Source organism: Rhizobium rhododendri, from assembly GCF_007000325.2.
In the GTDB taxonomy this organism is placed as follows: Bacteria; Pseudomonadota; Alphaproteobacteria; order Rhizobiales; family Rhizobiaceae; genus Rhizobium; species Rhizobium rhododendri.
The window spans coordinates 3,234,274-3,258,544 of the sequence record NZ_CP117267.1 but is presented as its reverse complement, the minus strand read 5'-3'; the positions used below and the strand labels follow the sequence as shown (position 1 = coordinate 3,258,544).

Below are 24,271 nucleotides of genomic sequence, written 5' to 3'. Positions count from 1 at the left end.
CCGGATCAGATGACAATCAAACAGGCCATGGTGCTCGCAGCGGGGCTTGGAACCCGCATGCGCCCGATCACCGACCACACCCCGAAGCCGCTGGTGAAGATCGGTGGCAAGCCAATGCTCGACTATGTGCTCGACCTTCTGGTCGCCTCAGGGGTGGACAGGGTCGCAATCAATATTCATCATCATCCCGATCAGATGCGAGCCTATCTCCAAGCTCGTGAGGGACTGGAGATCGTGGTATCCGACGAGACCGGAGGCCTGATGAACTCCGGCGGTGGTCTTGCCAAAGGCCTGAAGCTGCTCAGCCGCGACCCGGTTCTGGTCATGAACGCCGACCTTTTCTGGATTGGCGAAACGCCTGGGGAGCCGACAAACCTCGAGCGATTGGCGGACGTCTTCGATGCGGGCACCATGGACATGGCCTTGCTCTGCGTCCCGCTGGACAAGACCACCGGCCATGACGGCAAGAAGGATTTCTCCATGGCTGCCGATGGTTGCCTAACGCGCTACCGCGAGGGAATGCCCAATCCCGTGGTTTATGCCGGCGCCATTGCCTTGCATCCCGCACTGTTCGACGACGCGCCGGACGAAGCCTTCAACCTCAACCTCTATTTCGACCGGGCCATAGCGAGCAGCAGGCTTTACGGCCTTGTGCTCGAGGGCGAATGGCTGACGGTCGGAACGCCGGATGCGATAGAAGCTGCAGAAGAAACGATCCGTCGCATCAGCGCAAGCGAGCCATCATGAAGCAACGGCAGCGCATCCTGACGATACCGGCGGGATTGCCCTTCCTTGCAACGCTTGCAGCAGCGCTCTGCGACGGGCGGCTGACCGATCACTTTCGCCACGACCCCGCCGATCCGCTGTCCCTTGCCAAGGTAACGATCTATCTGCCGACGCGACGCGCAGCCCGCGTGCTGCGCTCTGCCTTCGTCTATCTGCTCGGCGGCCAATCGGCGATCCTCCCGGTGATCCGGCCTCTCGGCGAGACCGACGAAGATAGCGGCTATTTCGACGAGGACCTGCCAGCCACCGCCGACCTGCTGCAGCCACTCTCGAATACCGCCCGGCTGTTGGAGTTGGCCCGCTTGATCCTCGCTTGGCGCAACAAGCTGCCGCAGATCGTCCGTGACATCCACTCCGATTCACCGCTGGTGGCGCCTGCCAGCCCGGCCGATGCGATCTGGCTTGCGCGCAATCTTGCCGAACTGATCGATTCGATCGAGACGGAAGACCGCGACTGGGCTGATCTCGCGACGCTGGATGCCCAGGATCATGCTCTCTGGTGGCAATTGACAGCCGAATTTCTGCAGATCGCCAGCGCCTTCTGGCCGGCCCGCCTGGACGAACTTGGCCGGTCCTCGCCAGCCCGGCATCGCAATGCCATCCTGCGCGCCGAGGCCAAACGGCTGGCGACCGCGCAGCCCACAGGGCCGATCATCATCGCCGGTTCGACCGGTTCCGTGCCGGCCACCGCCGAGCTGATAGCCGCCGTCGCTGCCCTGCCGCAAGGCGTCATCGTATTGCCGGGTCTCGACCAGACGATGTCCGATGAGGACTGGGCCATGGTCGCGCCGATTGCTGGCATTGCCGATCGCGATCCGGCCAGCCGCAGCCATCCACAGTACGGTCTTGCGCACCTGTTGCGGCAACTGAAAACGGAGCGCGCCGAGGTCGATACCATAGAGACGGCGCCGGTCGATCTGCAGCGGCGTGCCGAAATCCTGTCCCGTGCGCTGGCGCCAGCCAAGGCTACGAGCGGCTGGGGAGATTGGCAAAAGACGCTGCCGCCCGGCGCGTTTCGCGCGGCGTTCGCCGATGTCTCGCTGATCGAGGCTGCGAACGAGCGCGAAGAGGCGACGGCCATCGCGATTGCCCTGCGGCTGGCGCTGGAAAAGCCTGGCCGTAACGGCAATGAAAGCCAAGCGGCGCTGATTACGCCCGACCGGAACCTGGCGCGTCGAGTGACGGCTGAACTTGCCCGCTTCGGCATCGTCGCCGATGATTCGGCAGGCACGCCGCTGTCCTCCACACCGCAAGGCAGCCTGTTGACGCTGCTGCTCGAGGCAACGCTCAGGCCCGGCGACCCCGTTGCCATCGTCAGCCTGCTCAAACACCCCCTTACGAGCTTCGGGCTGGAACGATCCGTGCTGGATCATGCCGTCGACGCGCTGGAGTTGCTGGCCCTGCGCGGAGGCGTCGGCGAGGTCGACATCAATACGCTGGAGCCTCTTCTGGAACAGCGGCTAGCGGACCAGGAGAACGATCGCCATGCGCCGAGATGGCGCGACAGCCTGCCGCCGGAAGCGGCTGACATGGCGGCCTTACTTGCCAATCGTGTGCGGCTCGCGACCGAACTGCTGGCTGGCGCCCTGGTCCGACGCCGCCCCGAGGATCGGCGGCTGACGACCAGCTTCACATTGTCAGAATGGGCCGAACGCACCGGGCGAGCTCTGGAGGCGGTGGTTGCCGACGAGAAAGGCGACCTTGCGGCGCTCTGGTCTTCCGAAGCGGGCGATGCGCTGGCGACCGTGCTGCGCGAAGTGATGGCGACCGATGGCCAGATGGAAGCCGATGGCCCGCAGTGGATCGACATCATGATGGCGCTTTCCGCCGGCCAGGCAGTCAAACCCCGGGCGCTCAGCCATCCCAGGCTGTTCATCTTCGGTACGCTGGAAGCCCGGTTGCAAAGCGTCGATACTCTCATCCTCGGCGGCCTGAACGAGGGCTCGTGGCCCGGACAGACGGCCAACAACCCCTTCGTGTCGCGGATGATGAAGACGGAGATCGGCCTGGAGCCGCCGGAGCGACGCATCGGCCAGCTGGCCCATGACTTCGAGATGGCAAACGGCACGGCGGACCTCATCTACTCTAGAGCGTTGCGGCAGGGCTCAACGCCCACAGTCGCCTCGCGTTGGCTGCAAAGGCTTATGGCGCTGGGCGGCAAGGAATTTGCAGAAGAGCTGAAGGTGCGCGGCGACTGCTTTCGCGACTGGGCAGCGCTGATCGATGCCGGCGACCGCGAGGCACCCGCTCAGCGCCCCTCGCCCAAGCCACCGGCAGCGATGCAGCCGAAAAGCTATTCGTTCAGCGAGGTCGGACGTCTGAGGCGCGATCCGTACGCGATCTATGCCCGCCGCGTCCTCCGGCTCGACCCAGTCAACCCGTTCAACAGCGACCCCGGCGCTGCCGAGCGCGGCACGCTCTATCACCGGATTGTCGATCGCTTCACCCGCGAGGGCCATCTGGCAACGGCGCCGGATGCCTTGAAGGCAATGGAGCGCATCCTGACGGAGCTGTTCGACGCCGAGCAGTTGCCGCCGCATATCGACGCCGTCTGGCGCCCGCGCTTTCGCGAGGTCGCACGGGCCTTTCTCAACTGGGAGAAGACCCGGCAGCCGCAGATCCGCCAAACATTTACCGAAGTCCGCGCCGCCGTCGATCTCGAAGCCGCCGGCATCCGGCTGACCGGCGTTGCCGACCGGATCGACCTGAAGGGCGGCAAAGCGGCCGATATCATCGACTACAAGACCGGCTTCAATCCTACGCCGCAGCAGGCCCGGGCGCTGCTCGATCCGCAGCTGGCACTCGAGGCCTACGCGCTGCAGGCCGGTGCCTTTCGCGATGTCGGGACTTTGACGCCGGAAAACCTGCTTTACGTTCGCCTACGGCCGGGCGATCGATTCAGGGAGGATCAGGTCAACAACGAGCTCGCCAAGGCCAGCGCCCGGACACAGCCGAAATCGGCGCTCGATCTCGGCCACGAATCGATCGAACAGCTCAGCCAGTTCGTTTTGCTGCTGCGATCCGGCGAAAAAGGTTTCGCCTCGCGGCTGATCCCGGCCCAGCAGCAGGAATTCGGCGGCGATTACGACCATCTGGCGCGGGTGTCGGAATGGTCGACGGCCGAAGCGGAAGAGGCTGCAGACGATGAGTGAACTGGCAGAGCTTCCGGAAGGCGACGACGCCGGCACCTGGATCGGCTGGACGACGGTCCAGCAATCGCTGGCCTCCGATCCGACCCGGTCTGCGTGGGTTTCGGCCAATGCCGGCTCCGGCAAGACGCATGTCCTCACGCAGCGGGTGATCCGGCTGCTGCTGGCCGGCGCGAGGCCTTCGGCGATCCTGTGCCTGACATACACCAAGGCAGCAGCATCTGAGATGTCGAACCGCGTCTTCGACCGGCTTGCCGAATGGGCAACACTGCCGGACGAAGCGCTGATCAAGCGCATTACCGATGTCGAGGGAGCTGTGCCGGACGTCTTCAAGCTGGCAGAGGCGCGGCGACTTTTTGCAAAGGCCTTGGAAACGCCGGGCGGGCTTAAGATCCAGACCATCCATGCCTTCTGCGAGGCGCTGCTGCACCAGTTTCCGCTCGAAGCCAATGTCGCCGGTCATTTTTCAGTGCTCGACGACCGCGCTGCGACGACGCTGCTGGCGGACGCCCGACGCTCCCTGCTAACCGCAACGACGCCTGAAGACGATGCTGCTCTGGCGGAGGCCTTTGCCCATGTGCTCGATCTCGGGGACGAATCCGGTCTCGAGACGCTGCTGGGCGAGATCATCGCCCACCGTAACGCCATCCGTCGCTTCGCGCTCGATGCGGAACAGCGCGGCGGCCTCGATAAGGTGATGCGCCAGCGGCTGGGGCTGTCGGCGACCGAGACGGAAGCCGACATCGCACAGCAATTCTGGCCGCTGCGGGGACTGTCAGGTGCGATGCTGGACCGCTATCTTGAGCTCGCGGACAGCAAGGGTGGCAGCAAGGCCCAGGAGATCGCCTACGGCCTGAGGCTGGTCATGCGCGCGCTAGATCCCAACGAGCGTGTGGAAATCCTTGAAAAGGTCATGCTGACCGCCAAGGGCGAGCCAAAATCCGATGGCCAGTTCGTGGTTAAGGCAATGCTGGCCGAGGCGCCGGAGCTGACGGATGCCATCGCGACGGCGCGCGCCCATGTCGTGGACTGCCGGGACAGGCTGAAACGCATGCAGATGTACCGCGCTACACGCGCCGCCCTGACGCTTGCCGACCGGCTGAACGCCGATTATGCCGAACTCAAGAAACAGCGCAGCCAGCTCGATTTCGAGGACCTGATCACCCGAACGGCCGATCTTTTGATGCGCAGCGGTGTCGGCCCGTGGATCCACTACAAGCTCGACCAGGGCATCGACCATATTCTCGTCGACGAGGCGCAGGATACCAGCCCGATCCAGTGGAGTGTCATCCAGTCTCTGGCGGAAGATTTTTTCTCCGGCGCCAGCGCCCGGCCGACGCTGCGGACGCTGTTTGCGGTCGGAGACGAGAAGCAGTCGATCTATTCCTTCCAGGGCGCGCGACCGGAGCGTTTCTCCGAGGAGAGCGACCGTACGCGGCGTCGCGTGCTTGCCAGTGGCCAGGCGTTTTCGCCGGTGCGGCTGCCGCTGTCGTTCCGCTCGACATCTGACGTGCTATCAGCCGTCGATCACGTTTTTTCGACGCCGGACAATGCCAGGGGCCTCAGCGCCACCGATGAGGCCGTCGTCCATCGCTCCAGTCGTATCGGTCATCCGGGGGAAGTGGACCTTTGGCACATGATCGCGCCGGAGCCTGCCGCCAAGGAAGAGGATTGGACGGCGCCCTTCGATTCGACGCCTGAAAGCGCGCCGGCCGCAGTTCTCGCGCGGCGCATGGCTCATGTGATGGATACACTGGTCGGCCGCGAGAGCATTATCGACAAGGGTAAGACGCGGCTGATAGAGGCGGGTGATATCCTCGTGCTGGTGCGCAAGCGCGATGCTTTCGTCAATGCCCTCACCCGTGCGCTGAAGAAACGTGGCAACATTGCCGTCGCCGGCGCCGACCGCCTGGTGCTGACCAGCCATATCGCCATCCAGGATCTGCTGGCGCTCGGCCGCTTCCTGCTATTGCCGGAGGACGACCTGTCGCTGGCGGCGGTGCTGAAAAGCCCGCTTTTCGACCTCTCCGAGGACGACGTGTTCATGGTGGCGGCGCTGCGCGGCGATGGCACCAGCGTCTGGCAGCATCTCCAAGCCTTTGCAGCCGACGGCAACGATACCTTTGCCGATGCAGTCGAGCGACTGAAACTCTTCATGGCACTGTCGAAGACCTACTCGGTCCACGATCTCTTTGCGCGAATTCTCGGCAGCCATGGCGGTCGGCGTCAGTTCCTGGCTCGGCTTGGCAGCGAAGTCAGCGATATCCTCGACGAGTTCCTGACATTCGCGCTCGACCATGAGACATCCGGGCTGCCCGGCCTGCAATCCTTCGTCTCGACGCTGGAACTGGAAGCACCGGTCGTCAAGCGCGAACAGGACAAGGGCCGCAACGAGGTGCGGATCATGACGGTGCATGCCGCCAAGGGGCTGGAGGCGCCGATTGTCTTTCTCGTCGATGGCGGCTCGAAATCCTTCACTTCCAGCCATCTGCCGAAGCTGCGGCTGCTGGAGGGGCGCGGCGAAGAAGTGCCGATGCCGGCCTGGCTGCCGCTGAGTTCGCTCGGCAACACGCTGACCCAGGCCAATGCCAGCCGTATCCAGGGCCAGGCAGAGGAGGAATATCGCCGGCTGCTCTATGTCGGCATGACGCGGGCCGCTGACAGACTGATCGTCTGCGGCTATCGCGGCGTGCGACAGAACCCCGACATCTGGCACAGCATGATCGCGACCACCCTCGCACAACATCCCGAGCGTTGTACTGAGGCCACTTTCACCGGACCTGACGGCGATTGGACCGGCCTGCGCTGGCGCGTCGGGGGAATGGCAAAAGATCTCGAAACCGCAGTGTCGACGGAGGCACGAAGGGACAAAACGGCGCTGCCGCCTGCCCTGCTGCAACCGCTTCCGTCCCCCCGCCATCTCCCGCGTCCGCTGAGCCCGTCGGGAGCAGGCACCATCATCGATGACGAAGCCGGGAATCTGGCGGTCGCTTCCCCGCTGTTCGGCGACAAGGGTGCATCCGATCGTGCGCTGGAAAAGGGCCGACTGGTCCACCGTATGGTGCAGATGCTGCCGGATCTGCCTCCAGCCGAACGCGCTGAGGCCGCCGCGCGCTACGCCGAACGGACGACGCGCTTCTGGCCGGCAACGGAGCGCCAGGCGCTGGTCGCCTCAGTTTTGGCGCTGATGGCGCACAAGGACCTGCTGGGGGTTTTCAGTAGCCACGCACAAGCCGAAGTTTCCATTATGGGGACGCTTGCACTCGACCGTCAGACCTATGCGGTCTCCGGCCGTATCGACCGGCTGGCGGTGCTGGACGATCGCGTGGTGATCCTCGACTACAAGACCAATCGCGTGCCGCCGGCTACAGCCGAAGCCATACCCTTCGCGCACAAGGCTCAGCTGGCGATATACCGCGAGATCCTGGCGCCGCTCTATCCGGGCAAGCGCATCGATTGCGTGCTGGTCTACTCCGAGAACGCGACTGTCCACACGCTGTCGGAGGCAGCTCTCAGATCGGCGCTTGCCGAACTCATGACAAAGTGAAATACCAAAGCTTGAAATTCGGCACCGCAACATCACATGTGGTTCAACAGTTAATTCCGGTGAAGGAGCATTTTTATGGCTACCGTGAAAGTCGATAACTCGAACTTCCAAGCGGAAGTTCTAGATTCTGCAGAACCAGTCGTGGTTGATTTCTGGGCTGAATGGTGTGGCCCGTGCAAGATGATTGCTCCGAGCCTCGAAGAGATTTCCGTTGAGATGGCCGGCAAGGTCAAGGTGGCCAAGCTTAACATCGATGAAAATCCCGAACTCGCCGCCAAGTTTGGCGTCCGCTCGATCCCGACGCTCGCCCTCTTCAAGGCTGGTGAAGTTGCCGATATCAAGGTTGGTGCTGCACCGAAGTCTGCGCTGGCAAGCTGGATTTCCAACGCCGCCTGATTGCGTCGCCAGAGCGACCAGAGTTGAAAGCCCGGCATTGTCCGGGTTTTTTTATTGCGGTGGAGTTCCGTTTTCGGCCAATACCTCGCCAACCAAATAGAGCGAGCCGCCCATCAGGATGCGAGGGGGCAGGGTATCCGGGGACATAGCACGCATGATTGCGTCGAGCGCATCGCCGACCGACGACATCGGCTCGGCGACCAGTCCGGCATCATAGGCCGCATGGCTGAGAACGACGGGATCGATCATCGCATCGCTATGGGCGATCGGCACGCAGAACACTTTCTCCGCCAAACCCGCAAACGCCTTGAAGTAACCTATCGGATCCTTGGTGTTGATCATGCCTGTGATCAGGAACAGCGGTCGGGCCTGACGCTCCTCGAAGCCGGCCATCGCCTCGGCAATCACCTCGCCAGCACCCGGATTATGCCCTCCGTCCACCCAGATTTCGGCACCCTTCGGCGCGCGAGTGAAGAGCTTGCCTTCAGTCAGGCGCTGCAGTCGGCCGGGCCATTCGACCGTAGTCATCGCCTTTTCCATCATGGCGTCAGTGACGATGAAGCCGGCGGCCTTGACGGCACGGATGGCGGCAGCAGCGTTAGCGTGCTGGTGGCGTCCCGGCAGACGTGGCAGCGATAAATCGGCAAGGCCGAACTCGTCCTGGTAGACCAGCCGTCCGTATTCCTCATGGGCCGAAAAGTCCTGGCCGAATACTGCCGTCGGGCAATGCAGCCTCTCGGCCGTCGTCGTCAAGACCTCTAGCGCAGCATCATATTGCTGGTGGCCGATGACGACCGGAAGCCCGCGCTTCATGATCCCCGCCTTCTCAGCGGCAATCAACTCGACGCGGTCGCCGAGATAAGGCTGATGATCCAGCGAGATCGGCATGATGACGGACACGGCGGGGTCGGAGATAACGTTGGTCGCATCGAAGCGGCCTCCGAGACCGACCTCGATGATCGCCGCATCGGCGGGCTGTTCCGAGAACAGCAGGAAGGTGACTGCGGTCAGGATTTCAAAGACGGTGATCTTCTGGCCGGCATTGGCATCAGCGACGCGGCGCAGTGCATCGGCAAAGACGGCGTCGTCGACGAGCTGTCCTCGACCGCCCTTGACGCCGATGCGATAGCGTTCATGCCAGTTTACCAGATGCGGTGACGTATGGACATGAACGCTTTTGCCGCCCGCTTCGAGCAGCGCCCGGCAGAACGCTGTAACGGAGCCCTTGCCGTTGGTGCCGGCGACATGGATCACCGGCGGCAGTTTGGTCTGCGGGTTGCCGAGAAGCTCAAGCAGCCGCGTGATGCGGTCGAGCGAAAGGTCGAAGCCCTTGGGGTGCAGGCCCAGGAGCTCGTCGATCACCTGTTCGGCCTGGCTCTTGGTGGAGTGATCTATGGAGCCCATTCCGCACCTCCGCTTTTCGGTCTTCGTCGACTCAGGCGCCGACAGCCATCGGCAGCACGATCTCGCTCGGTTCAAGCGAGGCGGTCGCCGGCTGCTTGGTCAGGATCTTCAACAGTCGTGCCAGCATATCCGGGATATCATGACGCTTAATGACCATGTCGACCATGCCGTGTTCGAGCAGATATTCCGACGTCTGAAAGCCTTCCGGCAGCTTTTCGCGGATCGTCTGTTCGATGACGCGCTTGCCGGCGAAGCAGATTTCGGCACCGGGTTCGGCCAGGTGAATGTCTCCCAGCATCGCATAAGAGGCAGTGACGCCGCCGGTCGTCGGATTGGTCAATACGACGATATAGGGCTGGCCTGCTTCCTTGAGGAGGTCGACTGCGACCGTCGTGCGCGGCAGCTGCATCAGCGATAGGATGCCTTCCTGCATGCGGGCACCACCCGAAGCCGGGAACATCACCAGCGGGCATTTCTCGGCAATAGCGCGCTCGAATGCCTTGACGATCGCCTCGCCGGCAGCGAGACCGAGCGATCCGCCCATGAAGTTGAACTCGTGCACGACGGCAACGATCTTCAGTCCCTGCAGCTTGCCGACCCCGGCGAGAATCGTGTCTTCCTGCTCGGTCTTGACGCGGCTGTCTTTCAGACGGTCGCTGTATTTCTTCGAATCACGGAACTTCAGCGGATCCTGGGCGACCTTCGGCTGCACCAGGGCCTCGTACTCGCCATTGTCGAACAGATCGATCAGGCGGGCCTTTGCCGGCATCTTCATGTGGAAGCCGGAAGCAGGAATGACCCACTTGTTGTCTTCCAGATCCTTGTGGAAGACCATTTCTCCGGTTTCCGGGCATTTGATCCAGAGATTTTCGGCGATATCATCGCGACGGCCCAGCATGGAATTGATCCGCGGGCGAACGTAATTCGTGATCCAGTTCAAATCGAGATCTCCTGAATGACTGAATTGACCAAGGCCAATGTGGGGGAACTATTCGGCGGCAACAAGGCGCGCCGAGCGGGTTCCGGTTGAAAGACCACGAACAAGGGTTGCCACCGCCTGCACGGTATCGGCAGTCGCCTTGCCATCCGCGGTCAGCGAATTCGCAACCTGATTGACGATCGCAGTGCCGACGACGACGCCATCGGCAGCCGCACCGATGACCCGCGCATGCTCGGCCGTCTTGACGCCGAAGCCGACGCAAACAGGCAGGTCGGTATGGCTCTTGATACGGCGGACGGCAGCCGAGACAAGTGACGGATCGGCCATAGCCGAGCCGGTGATGCCGTTCATGGATACGTAGTAGACGAAGCCCGAAGTATTGCGAAGCACCATCGGCAGGCGCTTGTCGTCCGTCGTCGGTGTTGCCAGACGGATGAAATTAACGCCCTTGCGGATAGCCGGGATGCAGAGCTCGTCATCCATTTCCGGCGGTAGGTCGACGACGATCAGGCCGTCGATGCCGGATGCCAGCGCGTCATCGAGAAATTTCTCGACGCCGTAAATATAGATCGGGTTGTAGTAGCCCATCAGTACGATCGGCGTAGCGTCATCGGATTTACGGAAATCGGCGGCAAGCTGCAGCGTCTTCTTCAGCGTCTGGCCTGCCTTCAGCGCCCGCTGACCGGCCATCTGGATTGCCGGACCATCGGCCATCGGGTCCGAGAAAGGCATGCCGAGCTCGATGATGTCGGAGCCTGCTTCCGGCAGCGCCCTCATGATGCCGAGCGACGTTTCGTAATCTGGGTCGCCAGCCATGAAATAGGTAACCAGCGCCGGGCGACCCTCGGTCTTCAGGTCGGCGAAGCGTTTGTCCATCCGTGCGGTCATGTCAGAGCTCCACGCCGAGAATTTTGCCAACGGTGAAGATATCCTTGTCGCCTCGGCCACAGAGGTTCATCACGATGATCTGGTCCTTATCCATCTTCGGCGCACGCTTGATGACTTCGGCCAGCGCATGGGCAGGCTCGAGTGCCGGGATGATACCTTCGAGGCGAGTCAGCATCTGGAAGGCTGCCAGAGCCTCGGTGTCCATGATCGGCACGTATTCGACGCGGCCCATATCCTTCAGCCATGAATGCTCCGGGCCGATGCCGGGATAGTCAAGGCCGGCGGAGATCGAGTGGCCTTCCTTTATTTGCCCGTCCCTGTCCTGCAGCAGGTAGGTGCGGTTGCCATGCAGCACGCCCGGGGAACCGACCGTCAACGACGCACAGTGCTCCTCGCCCTCCAGGCCCTTGCCGCCGGCTTCGACGCCGACGATCTGGACGCTCTTGTCATCGAGGAACGGATGGAACAGGCCGATCGCATTGGAGCCACCGCCGACTGCTGCCACCAGCATGTCCGGCAGGCGGCCTTCTGCGGCCATCATCTGTTCCTTGGCTTCGCGGCCCATCACAGACTGGAAATCGCGAACCATTTCCGGATAGGGGTGCGGTCCGGCCGCAGTTCCAATCATATAGTAGGTGTCGTCGACGTTGGTGACCCAGTCGCGCAGCGCCTCGTTCATGGCATCTTTCAGGGTACCGTGGCCGGATGTGACGGGAACGACCTCGGCACCGAGCAGCTTCATACGGAACACGTTCGGCGCCTGGCGCTCGACATCGGTTGCGCCCATGTAGACAACGCAGGGCAACCCGAAGCGAGCAGCAACGGTAGCCGAAGCCACGCCATGCTGGCCGGCGCCGGTTTCTGCGATGATGCGGGTCTTGCCCATGCGCTTGGCGAGCAGGATCTGCCCGATGCAATTGTTGATCTTGTGCGATCCGGTGTGGTTGAGTTCGTCGCGCTTGAAATAGATCTTCGCGCCGCCAAGCTCGGCTGTGAGCCGCTCGGCGAAATACAACGGGCTTGGGCGACCGATATAGTGGGTGTTGAGATAATCGAGCTCGGCCTTGAAGGTCGGATCGGTCTTGGCATTTTCCCACTCGGCCTGCAGGGCGAGGATCAGCGGCATCAGCGTCTCTGCGACGAATCGTCCACCGAAGATACCGAAGCGGCCATCTTCGTCTGGCCCGGCGCGGAAGGAATTTACGTTTGGCGTCTCGTTCACTGTCAACTCCCTGAGGCTGTTGCCGGCATGCGAGCCGAGGCAACCGCGTCGAAAAATTCGTCGATCATGGTCAGATCCTTGACGCCCGGCGCACTTTCCACACCGGACGATATATCGATACCCGAGGCCTTGGTGGAGGCGAGCGCAAGGGCGACGTTGTCTTTGTTGAGGCCTCCCGAAAGCATGTAGTCGACGCGGCCGTCAAGCCACGCCATCAGGCTCCAGTCGAAAGCAACGCCGTTTCCGCCGGGCAGTTCCGAACCTTTGGATGCCTTGGCATCGAACAGGAAGCGATCTGCGATGCCGATGTAGGCCTCCACACGCCTGAGGTCCTCGGCATCCCGCACGGAAAAGGCCTTCATGACAAGCACGTCGTAGAGGGCCTTGATGGTCAGAACCCGCTCCGGACTTTCATGGCCATGCAATTGCAGCACGTCGGGCCGAACCAGGTTCATAATCTCATCGAGATCGTCATTGTCCGGATCGACCACCACGGCGACGATGAGGGCCTTGCCACGAACGCGGTCAGCAAGCACGCCTGCAAGATCGGGATCGATGTAGCGCGGGCTTTTTTCAAAGAAGATGAAACCGATGTGTGTGGCGCCGCGCGCGACAGCGCGATCGACCGTCTCGGCCGTCTTCAATCCGCAAATCTTGATATCGGGTTTCATGGCAGGCAAGTGACACGAAATGGCAAAAGAGTCGAGCCCATTCGCGACAGTTGCTGGATTTCAGAGCCTGCCGCGCTAGCCGAAATCGATGGCATGAAGGTGGGTGCCATGCCGCTTCAGCCAGGCTTTTGCTTCTTCCATGTGTGGGCAAAGCTTTTTGCACAGCGCCCAGAAGCGGGGGCCGTGGTTCATTTCCTTCAGGTGCGCCACCTCGTGGGCAGCCAGATAGTCGATAACTTCGGGCGGTGCCATCAGTATCCGCCAAGAAAAGCTGAGATTGCCCTGCGACGAACAGGAGCCCCAGCGGCTGCGCGTATCCTTCATGGTGATCGAAGCAACCTCCGCGCGGATGGTGCTGGCGTGCAGTTTCACCAGGCGCTCCAGATCGGCGCGCGCTTCCTTCTTCAGGAAGGCTGCAATGCGCCGCCCGGCATGCTCCGGCATTCCGCTGACACGCAGGATGCGCTCGCCGTCCAGTTCGAGGATTTCGGTGATGCCACGCAGGCTGCCTGAATGCTCAACCTGGTGGGGCACTCCACGGATCAGGATCTCGCTGCCATCGCGCAGCTTCGCATCAGGCTCGAACTTCGACAACTTGGTGATGAGCCAGCCCTGGTGGCGGTCGAGAAAGGCATTGATCTCTCGCGACGGCACGCCGTGCGGCACGGTCATCTTCAGGGCCCGGCCGCCGGGTTCTATGCGCAGGGTAATACGGGTGGCGCGCTCGTGCTTGCGGATCGTCAGCGGCATCTGACGTCCGGCGAGATCGAGCGTCCTCACCTCCGGAACAGGCGGCGTCCGGGCAGTCTTGCGGACTTTTGAAAGAAGCGGAAACATCGATCCGGTTTATATGATTCGCTGCAGTGTCTTGCAAAGAAAAACCGGCATCTCGCGATGCCGGCTGTCGAATGCGTCAGGAGGTTCTGAACTCCTGCCCGGAGCCCTGATCCGTGCGTCGCGCCGCTGTGCGGTCACGCATGAAACGGTCGAACTCTTCCTGGTCCTTGGCGCGGCGCAATTCCCGCACGTAGTTGTCGAAGTCGGCGCGGGTCTCGTCGAGCCTGCGGCGCTCCTGATCCAGGCGGTCGAGTTCTGCCTGGCGCCAGTCGTCAAAAGCGACGTTCTCGCTGTTGAACTGCTGACGGTAACGACGGCCGTTGCGGCGGAAACCGCTGAACATGCCATCGGCTGCCTGGTTGACGTCCCGTTTGAAGCCTCTCAGGCGATCGCCGAAGAGGATGTATGCGAGCATAGCAAGACCAAGCGGCCAGAAAACCACGAAGCCCAGAACCATGAGCGCGATGGTCGCCGGGGTCCACTCCGGCCGAATCAATGCTGACTGATTCATCGTGAGATACCTCGTAAGGCGGCCGGCTGAATGCCGGAGCCGCTCAAATCGATGTGGGAATAACGGGCTCCGGCTTCAATAAGGAAGTGCTTTAAAATCGCAAATACTCTTCATTCCGGATCGAAAATCCCGTTTTTCGCGCCTAGGCCGTTCTTGAGCCCTTGGCCTTCCGCTTCGGGACATCGGCAGTTCTCGAGTGGGCCCTGGCAAAAGCCAGGATGCGCGGCGCTATTTCGCGGCGGAAGCGAGAGCCATTGAAGACACCGTAGTGACCGACATCTGGCTGCAAATAATGCATCCGCATTGCGTCGGGGATGTTGCTGCAGATCGTCTGCGCCGCCTTGGTCTGGCCGACGCCGGAGATATCGTCGTTTTCGCCTTCCACCGTCAGGAGCGCCACCTTGCGGATCGCAGATGGATCGACGCGGTGACCACGATGGTGCAACTCGCCCTTCGGCAAGGCGTGTTTCATGAACACCTGCTCGACCGTCTGCAGGTAGAACTGCGAGGTCAAGTCCATGACCGCCAGATACTCGTCATAAAACTCGCGATGCTTTTCGGGCTCCCCGTCGTTCTTGACGAGGTGCATGAAGAAATCCTTCTGGGCAATGACGTGCCGGTCGAGGTTCATCGACATGAAGCCAGAAAGCTGCAGGAAGCCCGGATACACCGACCGCCCAAAACCCGGCAGCGGCCACGGAACGTTCATCACCACATTATCGGCAAACCACTCGATGGGCTTGTCCATGGCGAGCTTGTTGACACCGGTCGGATTGATGCGCGTATCGATCGGGCCGCCCATCAGCGTCATGGACGCGGGCGACAGCGGATCGCCAGCCTCTTCCATAAGGGCGGCTGCAGCGAGCACCGGCACGGATGGCTGACAGACGGCCACCACATGGGTATCCTGCCCGAGGTGATGCAGCATGGCGACGATATAGTCGATGTAGTCGTCGAGATCGAAGTCGCCCTCTTCGACGGGTATCATCCGGGCATCGGTCCAGTCGGTGATATAGACATCGGCGCCGGGCAACAGCGCCTCCACCGTACCGCGCAGCAACGTCGCGTAATGGCCGGACATCGGCGCCACGATCAGGATCCGCGGATCGGACGGACGGGGGACTGGCAGGTCCCTTTCGAAATGGAGCAAACGACAGAACGGCTTCTGCCAGACGACAGCCTCGGTGACGACCACGGGCTTGTCGTCGATGACTGTCTGCACCAGCCCGAACTCGGGCTTTCCGTAACGCCGCGTGCTGCGCTCGAAGACCTCGAGACTGGCAGATATCGTCCTGCCGAACGCGGTTTCGGCCATGGGATTGAGCGGATTATCGTAAGCCTGGCGCATCATGCCAGCAGCAGCCCGGAATGGCGCCATGACCGCATGGTTCAGTTCGTAGAGATGATAGTACATGACCGACATTACCTTTTCGACTGCGGCCGAAAGAATGGCTGGTCCTTCGTGCGGATCAGCGGCAGTATTACCGAGGTCCCTATCACATTCTGCCAAAGTTAGACACAGTGGAGGGCCTATAAATTAAAATGCCGGAGAATTGATCTCCGGCATGGTGTCGTTTGTGGTCGTTGAACTTAAGCGTCGGCGGCGAACGTCTGGCGTTGGTCCCCGAGACCTTCGATGCCGAGTTCGACCACGTCGCCGGCCTTCAGGTAAGTGGGCGGCTTCATGCCCATTCCGACGCCCGGGGGCGTACCGGTCGAGATGACGTCGCCCGGCTGCAGCGACATGAACTGGCTGAGGTAGGAAACCAGGTGCGCGACGCCGTAGACCATCGTCTTGGTGGATCCATCCTGCATGGTTTTGCCGTTGACCTTCAGCCACATGCCGAGATTCTGCGGATCCGCAACTTCATCCTTCGTGACCAGCCAGGGGCCGATCGGGCCGAATGTGTCGCAGGACTTTCCCTTAGTCCACTGGCCGGAGCGCTCCGTCTGGAAAGCGCGCTCGGAGACGTCATGCGAAACGCAGTAGCCGGCGACATAATCGAGTGCGTCGGCTTCGCTGACATACTTAGCCGTCTTGCCGATGACGACGCCGAGTTCGACTTCCCAGTCGGTTTTTTCAGAGCCGCGCGGAATGAGAACCGTGTCATTCGGACCAGCGATGGCGGAAGTGGCCTTCATGAATATGATCGGTTCAGGCGGCACAGTAGCGCCGGTCTCTGCGGCGTGGTCCGAAAAATTGAGGCCGATACAGATGAACTTGCCCGTACCCGCGACGCAAGCGCCGATACGGCCTGCCGCCAGTTCCGGTAAGGTGTCGGGATCGATCTGGGCAAGCTTTGCCAGGCTATCCGGATGGATCGCCTCTCCGCCGATATCGGCAACATGCGCCGACAGATCGCGGATCTTGCCTTCCTTGTCCAGGAGGGCCGGCTTTTCCTTGCCGGGCTCGCCGACTCGCATCAGTTTCATCGTATTTTCCTTCCTGCCATGTCTTCAGAAGTGTGTTTCGCCATATATGAACGAAACATTCACCTGTGTCACCCGTGGATTGCGTGCCAAACTTTACGCCGACAGCCCGTGAAGGCAACCGGCAAAGCGACGCGATGGGAAAGGATATACCACTTGCCTGAGTGTAATATCCGATGGCTTGGCGATCAGAACAGCTCTTCGAGCGCGGGGCCAACCGGAACGATGCCGGATGGATTGAGCGTCTCTATCGAGTAATATCCGCGCTTGATGTGGTCGAAACTTACCGTCTCCGCGATGCCAGGCCAATCGAGCATGCTCCGGCAGAAAGCGCTGAGATTTGAGTAATCGGAGAGACGCCTGAGATTGCATTTGAAAATGCCGTGATAGGCGACATCGAAGCGCACCAGCGTCACGAACAGACGGATATCTGCTTCAGTCGGGTGATCGGCAAAGAGGAAGCGCTTGCCTTCGAACTGGAGTTCGGCCCAATCCAGACAGTCGAAGACATCCCGGAAACCTTCCTCGTAGGCGAGCTGCGTCGTCGCAAAGCCGGTCCGATAGACGCCGTTGTTGAGCGACGGGTAGATCCGCGCGTTGAAGGCGTCGATCTCTTCGCGCCGGTCATTCGGATAGAGATCGGTCGAGAGGGTTGCCAGATCGCCAAAGCCGTCATTCATCATCCTCAGGATGTCGGACGATTCATTGTTGACGATGGTGTTCGTCCGGGTATCCCAGAGGACGGGAACTGTCGCCCTTCCGGTAAAATGCGGATCAGCCATCGTATAGAGTTCGTGGATATAGCGGGCACCGTTGACGCTGTCCTCGGTCGCGCCGGGATAGTCGCCGAATTGCCAGCCCTGCTTTGTGAGGGCAGGTTCGACGATGGAGATATCGATAGCAGCTTCCAGGCCCTTCATCGCCCGGCCAATCAGCGTCCGCGATGCCCAAGGGCAGATCAGCGCAACATAAAGGTGATAGCGGCCCGGTTCGGCAGCAAACCCACCGGTACCGGTCGGGCCGGCGCTGCCATCCGGCGTCACCCAGTTTCGAAAGCTGGACGTCTGGCGGACAAAGCCACCCTTTTCGTCCTTTGCCTGCACCGGCTGCCAATCTTCCGTCCACTTTCCGTCGACCAGCATGTTCTTCTCCTTCGCGCGCGGGAATTACTGTTCTACCCGGCCCCTGCGAAGGCCACATCACACATTGTTGAAACAGACCGTCACCCTTGCGCCATCGCCAGAAGCGCCGGCGATCTGGACTATGGCGGGCGGCACGCTATACATCGTCGGGCACTCCATCCAAACACAAGCGCTGCTCCCAGCGCAGACCGTTTCAGAGAGAAAAACCATGACAAGCAGCAACAGCCGCGAATCCAACCATCCGATCGACGCCCTTTTCCTGGATCGCTGGTCGCCCCGTGCATTCAACAACGAGACCATGCCGGAAGCAGATCTGCTGACGATCCTCGAAGCCGGCCACTGGGCAGCCTCCTCCTACAACCACCAGCCCTGGCGTTTCGTCTACGCGCTGCGCGGCTCCGAGCAGTGGGACACGTTCCTCAGCCTGCTGATCGACTTCAACCAGAGCTGGGTTAAGTCTGCATCCGCGCTGTTGTTCATCGTTTCCCGCACGCATTCCGGCGAACTCGGTGCCGACGACCAGAAGCCGATCTACAGCCACTCCTTCGACGCCGGCACCGCATCGGGCTACATTGCCCTGCAGGCCCATCTCTCCGGCTATGAAGCGCACGGCATGACCGGCGTTCACTTCGACAAGGTGCCGGGCGTACTCGGCATTCCGGACGGCTTCCGCGTCGAATGCGCCGTCGCCATCGGCAAGATCGGCGACAAGAACCAGCTGCCGGAAGGCCTGCGCGAACGCGAAGTCCCGAGCCCGCGCAAGCCATTGGCCGAGGTCGCCTTCAACGGCAAGTTCATCGCCAAGTAATCCCTGATTCCGACACAACGAAGCCCGCGCTGCAGATTTGCGGCGCGGGCTTTTCCATGTCTGGTCGCTGATAGATTAGATGTCGAGGTTGGCGACGTTGAGCGCATTGTCCTGGATGAACTCGCGGCGCGGCTCGACTTCATCGCCCATAAGCCGGGCAAACAGGCTGTCGGCATCGACGGCGTCGTTGACGCGAACCTGCAGCAGCGAGCGCACGTTCGGATCGAGCGTCGTTTCCCAGAGCTGCTCGGCATTCATTTCGCCGAGGCCCTTGTAGCGTTGCATCGACAGACCCTTACGACCGCTGGCAAAGACGGCTTCCAGCAGCGCACGGGCCCCGGAGATTTCCGTTTCGCCGTCTCTCCGCACCAGTTTCGGCGGCACGTCGTAGATTTCCTTGAGGCGCGGGCCGAGTTGGTCGATATGGCGGGCATCGGACGAGCCGATCAGCGCCATGTCGAGGGTGATGACTTCCTTGACCCCGCGCACGGTGCGTTCCAGACGCAAGCCGCCCTCGTCGGTCATGTCGCCGATCCAGCCACGTTCCGTTTCTTCGGCAATAATGTCCAGACGACGGGCAACTTCGGCAACGATCGTCGCGGCCCGGGCGGGATCGCTGACCACGTCGGCATTGAGCGCGCCGGCAATCGCCGCCTGCTCTACGACGGCGCGGTTATAGCGGGAATGCAGATTTTCGAGCAGTGCCCTCAGACGCAGCGCGTCCTGAATGACTTCGCGCAGATCCTGGCCGGAGCGGACTTCGCCGCTGCCGAGCCGCAGGCTGGCGTCGTCGAGGCCCTGGCCGATCAGATACTCTTCCAGCGCCTTCTCGTCCTTCAGATACTGGATCGATTTGCCGCGCGACACTTTGTAGAGCGGCGGCTGGGCGATGTAGATGTGGCCGCGCTCGATCAGCTCCGGCATCTGGCGGAAGAAGAAGGTCAGCAGCAGCGTGCGAATATGGGCGCCGTCCACGTCGGCGTCCGTCATGATGATGATCTTGTGGTAGCGCAGCTTGTCGGCGTTGAACTCATCCTTGCCGATGCCGGTGCCGAGCGCGATGATCAGCGTACCGATTTCCTGGCTGCCGAGCATCTTGTCGAAGCGCGCACGCTCGACATTGAGGATCTTGCCTCGCAGCGGCAGGATTGCCTGGTTTTCGCGCGAGCGGCCCTGCTTGGCTGAGCCGCCGGCGGAATCCCCTTCGACGAGGAAGACTTCGGACTTGGTAGGGTCACGCTCGGAGCAGTCGGCGAGCTTGCCCGGCAGCGAGGCGATGTCGAGGGCGCCCTTGCGGCGCGTGAGTTCGCGGGCCTTCTTGGCGGCTTCGCGGGCCATGGCGGCTTCCGCGACCTTGCCGATCAGGATCTTGGCCTCGGTCGGATGTTCTTCGAGCCAAGTGCCGAGCGCCTCGTTGACAAGACTTTCGACGACCGGGCGAACTTCCGAGGAAACCAGCTTGTCCTTGGTCTGCGAAGAGAATTTCGGATCCGGCACTTTCACCGACAGCACGGCCGTCAGGCCTTCGCGGCAGTCGTCTGCCGTCAGCGTCACCTTCTCGCGCTTGCTGATGCCCGAGGTCTCGCCGTAGGAGGTGATCTGACGGGTCAGGGCGCCACGGAAACCGGCCATATGGGTGCCGCCGTCGCGCTGCGGGATGTTGTTGGTGAAGCAGAGTACGTTCTCGTGGTAGCTGTCGTTCCACCACATCGCCACTTCGACGACGATGCCGTCCTTTTCGCCACGGATGGCAACGGGCTTGTCGACCAGCGGCTTCTTGGCGCGATCGAGATAGACGACGAAGGCTTCGAGGCCGCCGTCATAAAGCATTTCCACCTGTTTGACGTCGGAATGACGCTTGTCGGTGAGAAGGATGCGGACGCCGGAATTGAGGAAGGCGAGTTCGCGCAACCGGTGCTCCAGCGTTGCGAAGTCGAACTCGATCATCGTGAAGGTTTCGGTGCTGGGCTGGAAGGTGACTTCCGTGCCCGTTTCGCCGCCGCTGTCTCCGAGCGTCACCAGCGGTGCGTCGGCGACGCCGTGGGTGAAGCTGATCTCGTGGATCTTGCCCTGGCGCTTGATGCGCAACTTGAGCCAGACCGACAGCGCGTTGACGACGGAGACGCCGACGCCATGCAGACCGCCGGACACCTTGTAGGAGTTCTGGTCGAATTTGCCGCCGGCGTGCAGCTGGGTCATGATCACTTCGGCAGCGGATATTCCCTCGCCCGTGTGGATATCCGTCGGAATACCACGACCATTGTCGGTCACCGTCACCGAGCCGTCGGGGTTGAGCGTCACGGTTACCAGGTCGGCGTGGCCACCGAGCGCTTCGTCGATGGCGTTATCGACGACTTCGTAGACCATGTGATGCAGGCCGGAGCCATCATCCGTGTCGCCGATATACATGCCGGGCCGCTTGCGCACGGCATCGAGGCCTTTCAGGACCTTGATGGAGTCAGCGCCATATTCAGGATTGGCGGCATTTTCGGTCGCGGGAATATCGGTCATGGCTTGAAGTCTTTCGTGTTATCGCAGGGCGCGACGATCCTTGCGAATCATCGTTTTTCCTCCCCGGACTATAGGGGTATTTCATAGTCAATGCCAAATACATGACCCCGAAAAGACCTATAAAGCAGGGGATTAAGGCTGATTTCAGCCAGTTTTCCGAGCCTTTTCGAGGATGGCCTCCAGTGCTTCTACAGCATCCTGGTCGAGAAAGCGAAATTGTCCGGCAAGGCGATTGGCGAGCGCCGTATATTGCGGCGCCATCCCCGCCGTGTCGATCACGACCCGCGGGTCGGAACCGCGCGCCAGCATGAACAGCTCCTCGGCCTCGTCCCAGATGATATTGAAATAGCCGGCAATCCTTTGCAGCATGACGAAGGTCGGGAGACCCCGTTTGCCGTGTTCCAGCGCCGAGAGGTAGGCGGGCGTCACGTCGAGCGCGGCCGCCATTTCCTTCTGCGTCACGCCCTTGCGTTCGCGGAGCTTGCGCACCGCTTCGCCGAATGGCGTCATGGCGCATCTCCCGGACGCCTTGCCAGGCGGATATAGAGGGCGCCTTCGCCGCCATGATGCTGGGCCGCCGTTTCATAGGACGAGATGAGATAGCGGAAGTCGGGCTTGGAGAACCACAAAGGTGCTGCCCGCTTCAGAGCGCCTTCGCTGCCCATCGAGCTTCCCTTGCCTGTTATGACCAGCACATGGCGCAGACCGCGCATATGGGCCCGAACCAGGAAATCGAGCAGCAGATCATGCGCCTCGTCCTGGTAGAGGCCGTGCAGGTCGATCCTTGCTTCCAGCGGAAGCCGACCCTTGGCGATCTTGCGCTTCACCGGCCGCTCGAGCGGATGGTGCTTGCTGGCGGAAGGCTGCGGCTTTTGCGGCATCGGCAGGGGTTGTTGCGAAATCGGCATCTTCGGAGGCGGAGGTGATGATACATCGCGCTGCGCTTCGGCGGCCTGCTGCTCGGTCAGAAAGATATCGAGCGCCTGCATCTCGGCCATATGCTGCGGCAGCGGCCGGGTACTCTTGGCGACCTTGCTCCAGAGAATGCGCTCCTCCGGGCTGAGCTTGCGGTCCTTCGCCATCAGCTGAACCTCGCGGCAGCCGCCCTGGGCACGAGAATGTAGAAATCGGCGTCATGACGGACGGTGCCCGCCAGTTCTCCGGCTTCATAGCCCGAGCCGGTGAAGATGTCGCCACGTGCGGGGCCGACAATTGCCGAACCGGTGTCGAGCGCCAGCATCAGCCGCTGGAACGGTCCGCCGTTGTCCAGGTGGGTGAGGCTTTCCGAGCGGATGAAGAAGGGGAAGCCGAAGGTATGGATCAGCCTGTCGACGGCGAGCGCCCGGCCCGCCACCAGCGGCACCTTGGCCGCTGCGATTGGCCCGGCCTGCAGATCTGCAACATCGGCCTCGCGGAAGAAAATGTAGGAGCGATTGTGTGAGAGAACCTCGTCGACTTCTTCCGGATGGGCGTAGAGCCAGTCCCGGATCGTCTGCATCGAGATCGTCGAGCGGTCCAGTTCGCCACGGTCGATCAGCAGCCGACCGACAGCCGAGAACGGATGGCCGGCCTTGGCGGCATATGTGATACGACGGAGCGTCCCATCCGGATATCGCAGCCGCGCGGCGCCCTGAACATGCACGAAAAACACATCGACGCTGGATCTGGCCCAGGCGATTTCCAGACCCTTGCCGGCAAGGTAGCCAGAGGTGATCTCGCCGCGGTCCGGATAGGCATCGATCTCGCCATCCCTCAGACGTGCGAACATGTAGGATGGATCCAGTCCGGCCGGGCGGTTGCTGTCATCGAGATCGACCAAATCGGTCGGGCGACGGTAGAAGGGATAGCGATAGACCGCATCGGGTGTTGCGGACACTTCTATTTCTGGCTCGAAGAATGCGGTGACGAACCCGCTGCGGTCTTCGCTCCGCCGTATGAAAAACGGCTGGCAATTGGCTTCGAAAAAAGCCCGGGCCTCTCCGGCATCGGCTGGCTCGATGTCCTTTGCCGCTTCCAGCAGCGGCAGCAGGTCCGCCGTCGTCAGCCCGAGCGACCCGGCTCGGTAGGACTTTGTCTCAGTGACGTGCCGATAACAGGCCCGCATTGCATCGAAAAGGCCGGAGGGATCGTCATCCCCCCAGCCCTTCAGATCGTCAAAGGTTGTCGGCTCCAGCAAAAAATCGTTGGATCGGGCACTCATTGCTCGGATTCGGTCGCCACAAGTTTCCAGTTCGGATCGCGTGAGCGCGTGTCGCGGGCGAATGTCCAGAGGTCGCTGACTTCAGATACCTGCTCCGCATCGCCATCCACCAGCACGTCGGCCTTGTCGTATGTCGCCGATATCATCTGGCTGACGATGCGAATGGTGACCAATGCATCGGTCTCCTTGATCTCGGCACTCATGATATCGCTCCGGTCGATGCCGACGAAGCTGGACTTGACCCTCTCGCCGCGTGCTTCGCGATCGGCGATCGCTGCGTCGAAGCCCTCGTAAACCTCGTTTGACAGCAGACCCTTCAGCGCCTTCCGGTCGCCATCGGCAAAAGCCATGACGATCATCTCGTAGGCCATGCGGGCGCCCTTGACGAACTCCTTCGGATCGAAGGACGGGTCGATCTTCACCACTTCGCGCAACTGCGCGTTCAGCGGCGTTTCAGGCTTGGCGAAGGCATCGACGGCTGCAAAGCGATTTTCGTCATCGACGGCGTCGCGACGCGGCAGAGTAACGACTTTGCCGGTATCCGGCGCATCGGGACCTTTGACAGCATCGCGCGGAGTGTACAGATCACGTGGTGGCTTCTCGGTGCCCGTGCGGCGACCAAGCACGCTGCGCAACTGAAGGAAGATCAGCACCGCTGCGACCAGAAAGAAAATCGTCACAAAGTCATTCGAACCCATATCGCTCCGGCACCACTGTTCACATTCGAAGTTTCAACACCCATATAGTCAGCATAATGCCATCATTCAAATAGCAGGTCCTCATCTTTGTGATCTGCTATGCTGAACGGCAGCCAAGTTACTCATTCGAG

General features: G+C 61.5%; 20 protein-coding genes. 5 read left to right on the top strand and 15 right to left on the bottom strand.

The features are described 5' to 3' along the window. The first annotated feature begins 9 nt into the window (after positions 1–9). The 4 genes from PR018_RS15755 (at position 10) to trxA (ending at position 7,878) form a co-directional block, all read left to right on the top strand. Positions 10–747 (top strand): nucleotidyltransferase family protein, encoded by a 738-nt coding sequence (locus PR018_RS15755; protein ID WP_142828673.1) that lies wholly within the window; start codon positions 10–12, stop codon positions 745–747. Then, on the top strand, positions 744–3,938 hold the full coding sequence (gene addB / locus PR018_RS15750) for a double-strand break repair protein AddB (RefSeq protein ID WP_142828675.1): 3,195 nt from the start codon (positions 744–746) through the stop codon (positions 3,936–3,938). Before PR018_RS15755 ends, addB begins: the two co-directional genes overlap by 4 nt. Then, positions 3,931–7,482, top strand: a complete 3,552-nt coding sequence (gene addA, locus PR018_RS15745) for a double-strand break repair helicase AddA (RefSeq protein WP_142828677.1) — start codon at positions 3,931–3,933, stop codon at positions 7,480–7,482. Before addB ends, addA begins: the two co-directional genes overlap by 8 nt. Before the next feature lie 75 nt (positions 7,483–7,557). Then, the gene (gene trxA / locus PR018_RS15740) at positions 7,558–7,878 is read left to right on the top strand and encodes a thioredoxin (RefSeq protein ID WP_111222142.1); all 321 of its coding nucleotides are present in this window, start codon (positions 7,558–7,560) and stop codon (positions 7,876–7,878) included. Between the two features lie 51 nt (positions 7,879–7,929). Here the strand turns inward: trxA and PR018_RS15735 are convergent, their stop codons facing one another. The 10 genes from PR018_RS15735 to PR018_RS15690 form a co-directional block, all read right to left on the bottom strand. Then, complete coding sequence (locus PR018_RS15735) at positions 7,930–9,282, bottom strand: bifunctional folylpolyglutamate synthase/dihydrofolate synthase (protein WP_142828679.1); 1,353 nt, start codon at positions 9,280–9,282, stop codon at positions 7,930–7,932. Between the two features lie 31 nt (positions 9,283–9,313). Further along, positions 9,314–10,222, bottom strand: coding sequence for an acetyl-CoA carboxylase, carboxyltransferase subunit beta (accD, locus tag PR018_RS15730; protein ID WP_142828681.1), 909 nt, complete (start codon positions 10,220–10,222; stop codon positions 9,314–9,316). A 48-nt stretch (positions 10,223–10,270) separates the two neighbouring features. Next, positions 10,271–11,110: a tryptophan synthase subunit alpha gene (gene trpA, locus PR018_RS15725; protein ID WP_142828683.1), complete on the bottom strand. Its 840-nt coding sequence runs from the start codon at positions 11,108–11,110 to the stop codon at positions 10,271–10,273. 1 nt (position 11,111) lies between these two features. Continuing rightward, entirely contained in the window at positions 11,112–12,332 is a 1,221-nt protein-coding gene (trpB, locus tag PR018_RS15720; RefSeq protein WP_142828685.1) for a tryptophan synthase subunit beta, read from the bottom strand. Between the two features lie 2 nt (positions 12,333–12,334). Next, on the bottom strand, positions 12,335–13,003 hold the full coding sequence (locus PR018_RS15715; RefSeq protein ID WP_142828687.1) for a phosphoribosylanthranilate isomerase: 669 nt from the start codon (positions 13,001–13,003) through the stop codon (positions 12,335–12,337). Between the two features lie 75 nt (positions 13,004–13,078). Then, positions 13,079–13,840 (bottom strand): M48 family metallopeptidase, encoded by a 762-nt coding sequence (locus tag PR018_RS15710; protein WP_142828689.1) that lies wholly within the window; start codon positions 13,838–13,840, stop codon positions 13,079–13,081. 76 nt (positions 13,841–13,916) lie between these two features. Further along, a complete protein-coding gene (locus tag PR018_RS15705; protein ID WP_142828691.1) occupies positions 13,917–14,351 on the bottom strand; it encodes a DUF2852 domain-containing protein in 435 nt (144 codons plus the stop codon). A 142-nt stretch (positions 14,352–14,493) separates the two neighbouring features. Further along, positions 14,494–15,765, bottom strand: a complete 1,272-nt coding sequence (locus PR018_RS15700) for a polyhydroxyalkanoate depolymerase (RefSeq protein WP_142828814.1) — start codon at positions 15,763–15,765, stop codon at positions 14,494–14,496. A 176-nt stretch (positions 15,766–15,941) separates the two neighbouring features. Next, complete coding sequence (locus tag PR018_RS15695; RefSeq protein WP_142828693.1) at positions 15,942–16,784, bottom strand: fumarylacetoacetate hydrolase family protein; 843 nt, start codon at positions 16,782–16,784, stop codon at positions 15,942–15,944. Positions 16,785–16,969: 185 nt separating this feature from the next. Next, positions 16,970–17,923, bottom strand: coding sequence for a glutathione S-transferase family protein (locus tag PR018_RS15690; protein ID WP_142828695.1), 954 nt, complete (start codon positions 17,921–17,923; stop codon positions 16,970–16,972). A 208-nt stretch (positions 17,924–18,131) separates the two neighbouring features. Here PR018_RS15690 and PR018_RS15685 point away from each other — a divergent pair, with 208 nt between their 5' ends. Then, a complete protein-coding gene (locus PR018_RS15685; protein ID WP_142828697.1) occupies positions 18,132–18,731 on the top strand; it encodes a nitroreductase family protein in 600 nt (199 codons plus the stop codon). 75 nt (positions 18,732–18,806) lie between these two features. Here PR018_RS15685 and gyrB read toward each other — a convergent pair whose 3' ends face one another. The 5 genes from gyrB to PR018_RS15660 form a co-directional block, all read right to left on the bottom strand. Beyond that, positions 18,807–21,242 (bottom strand): DNA topoisomerase (ATP-hydrolyzing) subunit B, encoded by a 2,436-nt coding sequence (gene gyrB / locus PR018_RS15680; protein ID WP_142828699.1) that lies wholly within the window; start codon positions 21,240–21,242, stop codon positions 18,807–18,809. Between the two features lie 144 nt (positions 21,243–21,386). Next, positions 21,387–21,752: a helix-turn-helix domain-containing protein gene (locus tag PR018_RS15675; protein ID WP_142828701.1), complete on the bottom strand. Its 366-nt coding sequence runs from the start codon at positions 21,750–21,752 to the stop codon at positions 21,387–21,389. Then, complete coding sequence (locus PR018_RS15670; RefSeq protein ID WP_142828703.1) at positions 21,749–22,324, bottom strand: Smr/MutS family protein; 576 nt, start codon at positions 22,322–22,324, stop codon at positions 21,749–21,751. The genes PR018_RS15675 and PR018_RS15670 overlap by 4 nt, the downstream gene beginning before the upstream one ends. Further along, positions 22,324–23,442 (bottom strand): murein transglycosylase A, encoded by a 1,119-nt coding sequence (mltA, locus tag PR018_RS15665; protein ID WP_142828704.1) that lies wholly within the window; start codon positions 23,440–23,442, stop codon positions 22,324–22,326. Before mltA ends, PR018_RS15670 begins: the two co-directional genes overlap by 1 nt. Continuing rightward, entirely contained in the window at positions 23,439–24,140 is a 702-nt protein-coding gene (locus PR018_RS15660; protein ID WP_142828706.1) for a Tim44/TimA family putative adaptor protein, read from the bottom strand. Before PR018_RS15660 ends, mltA begins: the two co-directional genes overlap by 4 nt. Positions 24,141–24,271: the final 131 nt, after the last annotated feature.

Excerpts from the sequence above, each read along its gene's own strand:
- PR018_RS15670 (WP_142828703.1), bottom strand. The coding sequence starts at position 22,324 with ATGGCGAAGGACCGCAAGCTCAGCCCGGAGGAGCGCATTCTCTGGAGC.
- PR018_RS15660 (WP_142828706.1), bottom strand. The coding sequence starts at position 24,140 with ATGGGTTCGAATGACTTTGTGACGATTTTCTTTCTGGTCGCAGCGGTG.
- mltA (WP_142828704.1), bottom strand. The coding sequence starts at position 23,442 with ATGAGTGCCCGATCCAACGATTTTTTGCTGGAGCCGACAACCTTTGAC.
- PR018_RS15690 (WP_142828695.1), bottom strand. The coding sequence starts at position 17,923 with ATGCTGGTCGACGGAAAGTGGACGGAAGATTGGCAGCCGGTGCAGGCA.
- addA (WP_142828677.1), top strand. The coding sequence starts at position 3,931 with ATGAGTGAACTGGCAGAGCTTCCGGAAGGCGACGACGCCGGCACCTGG.
- PR018_RS15735 (WP_142828679.1), bottom strand. The coding sequence starts at position 9,282 with ATGGGCTCCATAGATCACTCCACCAAGAGCCAGGCCGAACAGGTGATC.
- addB (WP_142828675.1), top strand. The coding sequence starts at position 744 with ATGAAGCAACGGCAGCGCATCCTGACGATACCGGCGGGATTGCCCTTC.
- PR018_RS15705 (WP_142828691.1), bottom strand. The coding sequence starts at position 14,351 with ATGAATCAGTCAGCATTGATTCGGCCGGAGTGGACCCCGGCGACCATC.
- PR018_RS15685 (WP_142828697.1), top strand. The coding sequence starts at position 18,132 with ATGACAAGCAGCAACAGCCGCGAATCCAACCATCCGATCGACGCCCTT.
- trpA (WP_142828683.1), bottom strand. The coding sequence starts at position 11,110 with ATGACCGCACGGATGGACAAACGCTTCGCCGACCTGAAGACCGAGGGT.
- gyrB (WP_142828699.1), bottom strand. The coding sequence starts at position 21,242 with ATGACCGATATTCCCGCGACCGAAAATGCCGCCAATCCTGAATATGGC.
- PR018_RS15695 (WP_142828693.1), bottom strand. The coding sequence starts at position 16,784 with ATGAAACTGATGCGAGTCGGCGAGCCCGGCAAGGAAAAGCCGGCCCTC.
- PR018_RS15710 (WP_142828689.1), bottom strand. The coding sequence starts at position 13,840 with ATGTTTCCGCTTCTTTCAAAAGTCCGCAAGACTGCCCGGACGCCGCCT.
- PR018_RS15675 (WP_142828701.1), bottom strand. The coding sequence starts at position 21,752 with ATGACGCCATTCGGCGAAGCGGTGCGCAAGCTCCGCGAACGCAAGGGC.
- PR018_RS15755 (WP_142828673.1), top strand. The coding sequence starts at position 10 with ATGACAATCAAACAGGCCATGGTGCTCGCAGCGGGGCTTGGAACCCGC.
- trxA (WP_111222142.1), top strand. The coding sequence starts at position 7,558 with ATGGCTACCGTGAAAGTCGATAACTCGAACTTCCAAGCGGAAGTTCTA.
- PR018_RS15700 (WP_142828814.1), bottom strand. The coding sequence starts at position 15,765 with ATGTACTATCATCTCTACGAACTGAACCATGCGGTCATGGCGCCATTC.
- PR018_RS15715 (WP_142828687.1), bottom strand. The coding sequence starts at position 13,003 with ATGAAACCCGATATCAAGATTTGCGGATTGAAGACGGCCGAGACGGTC.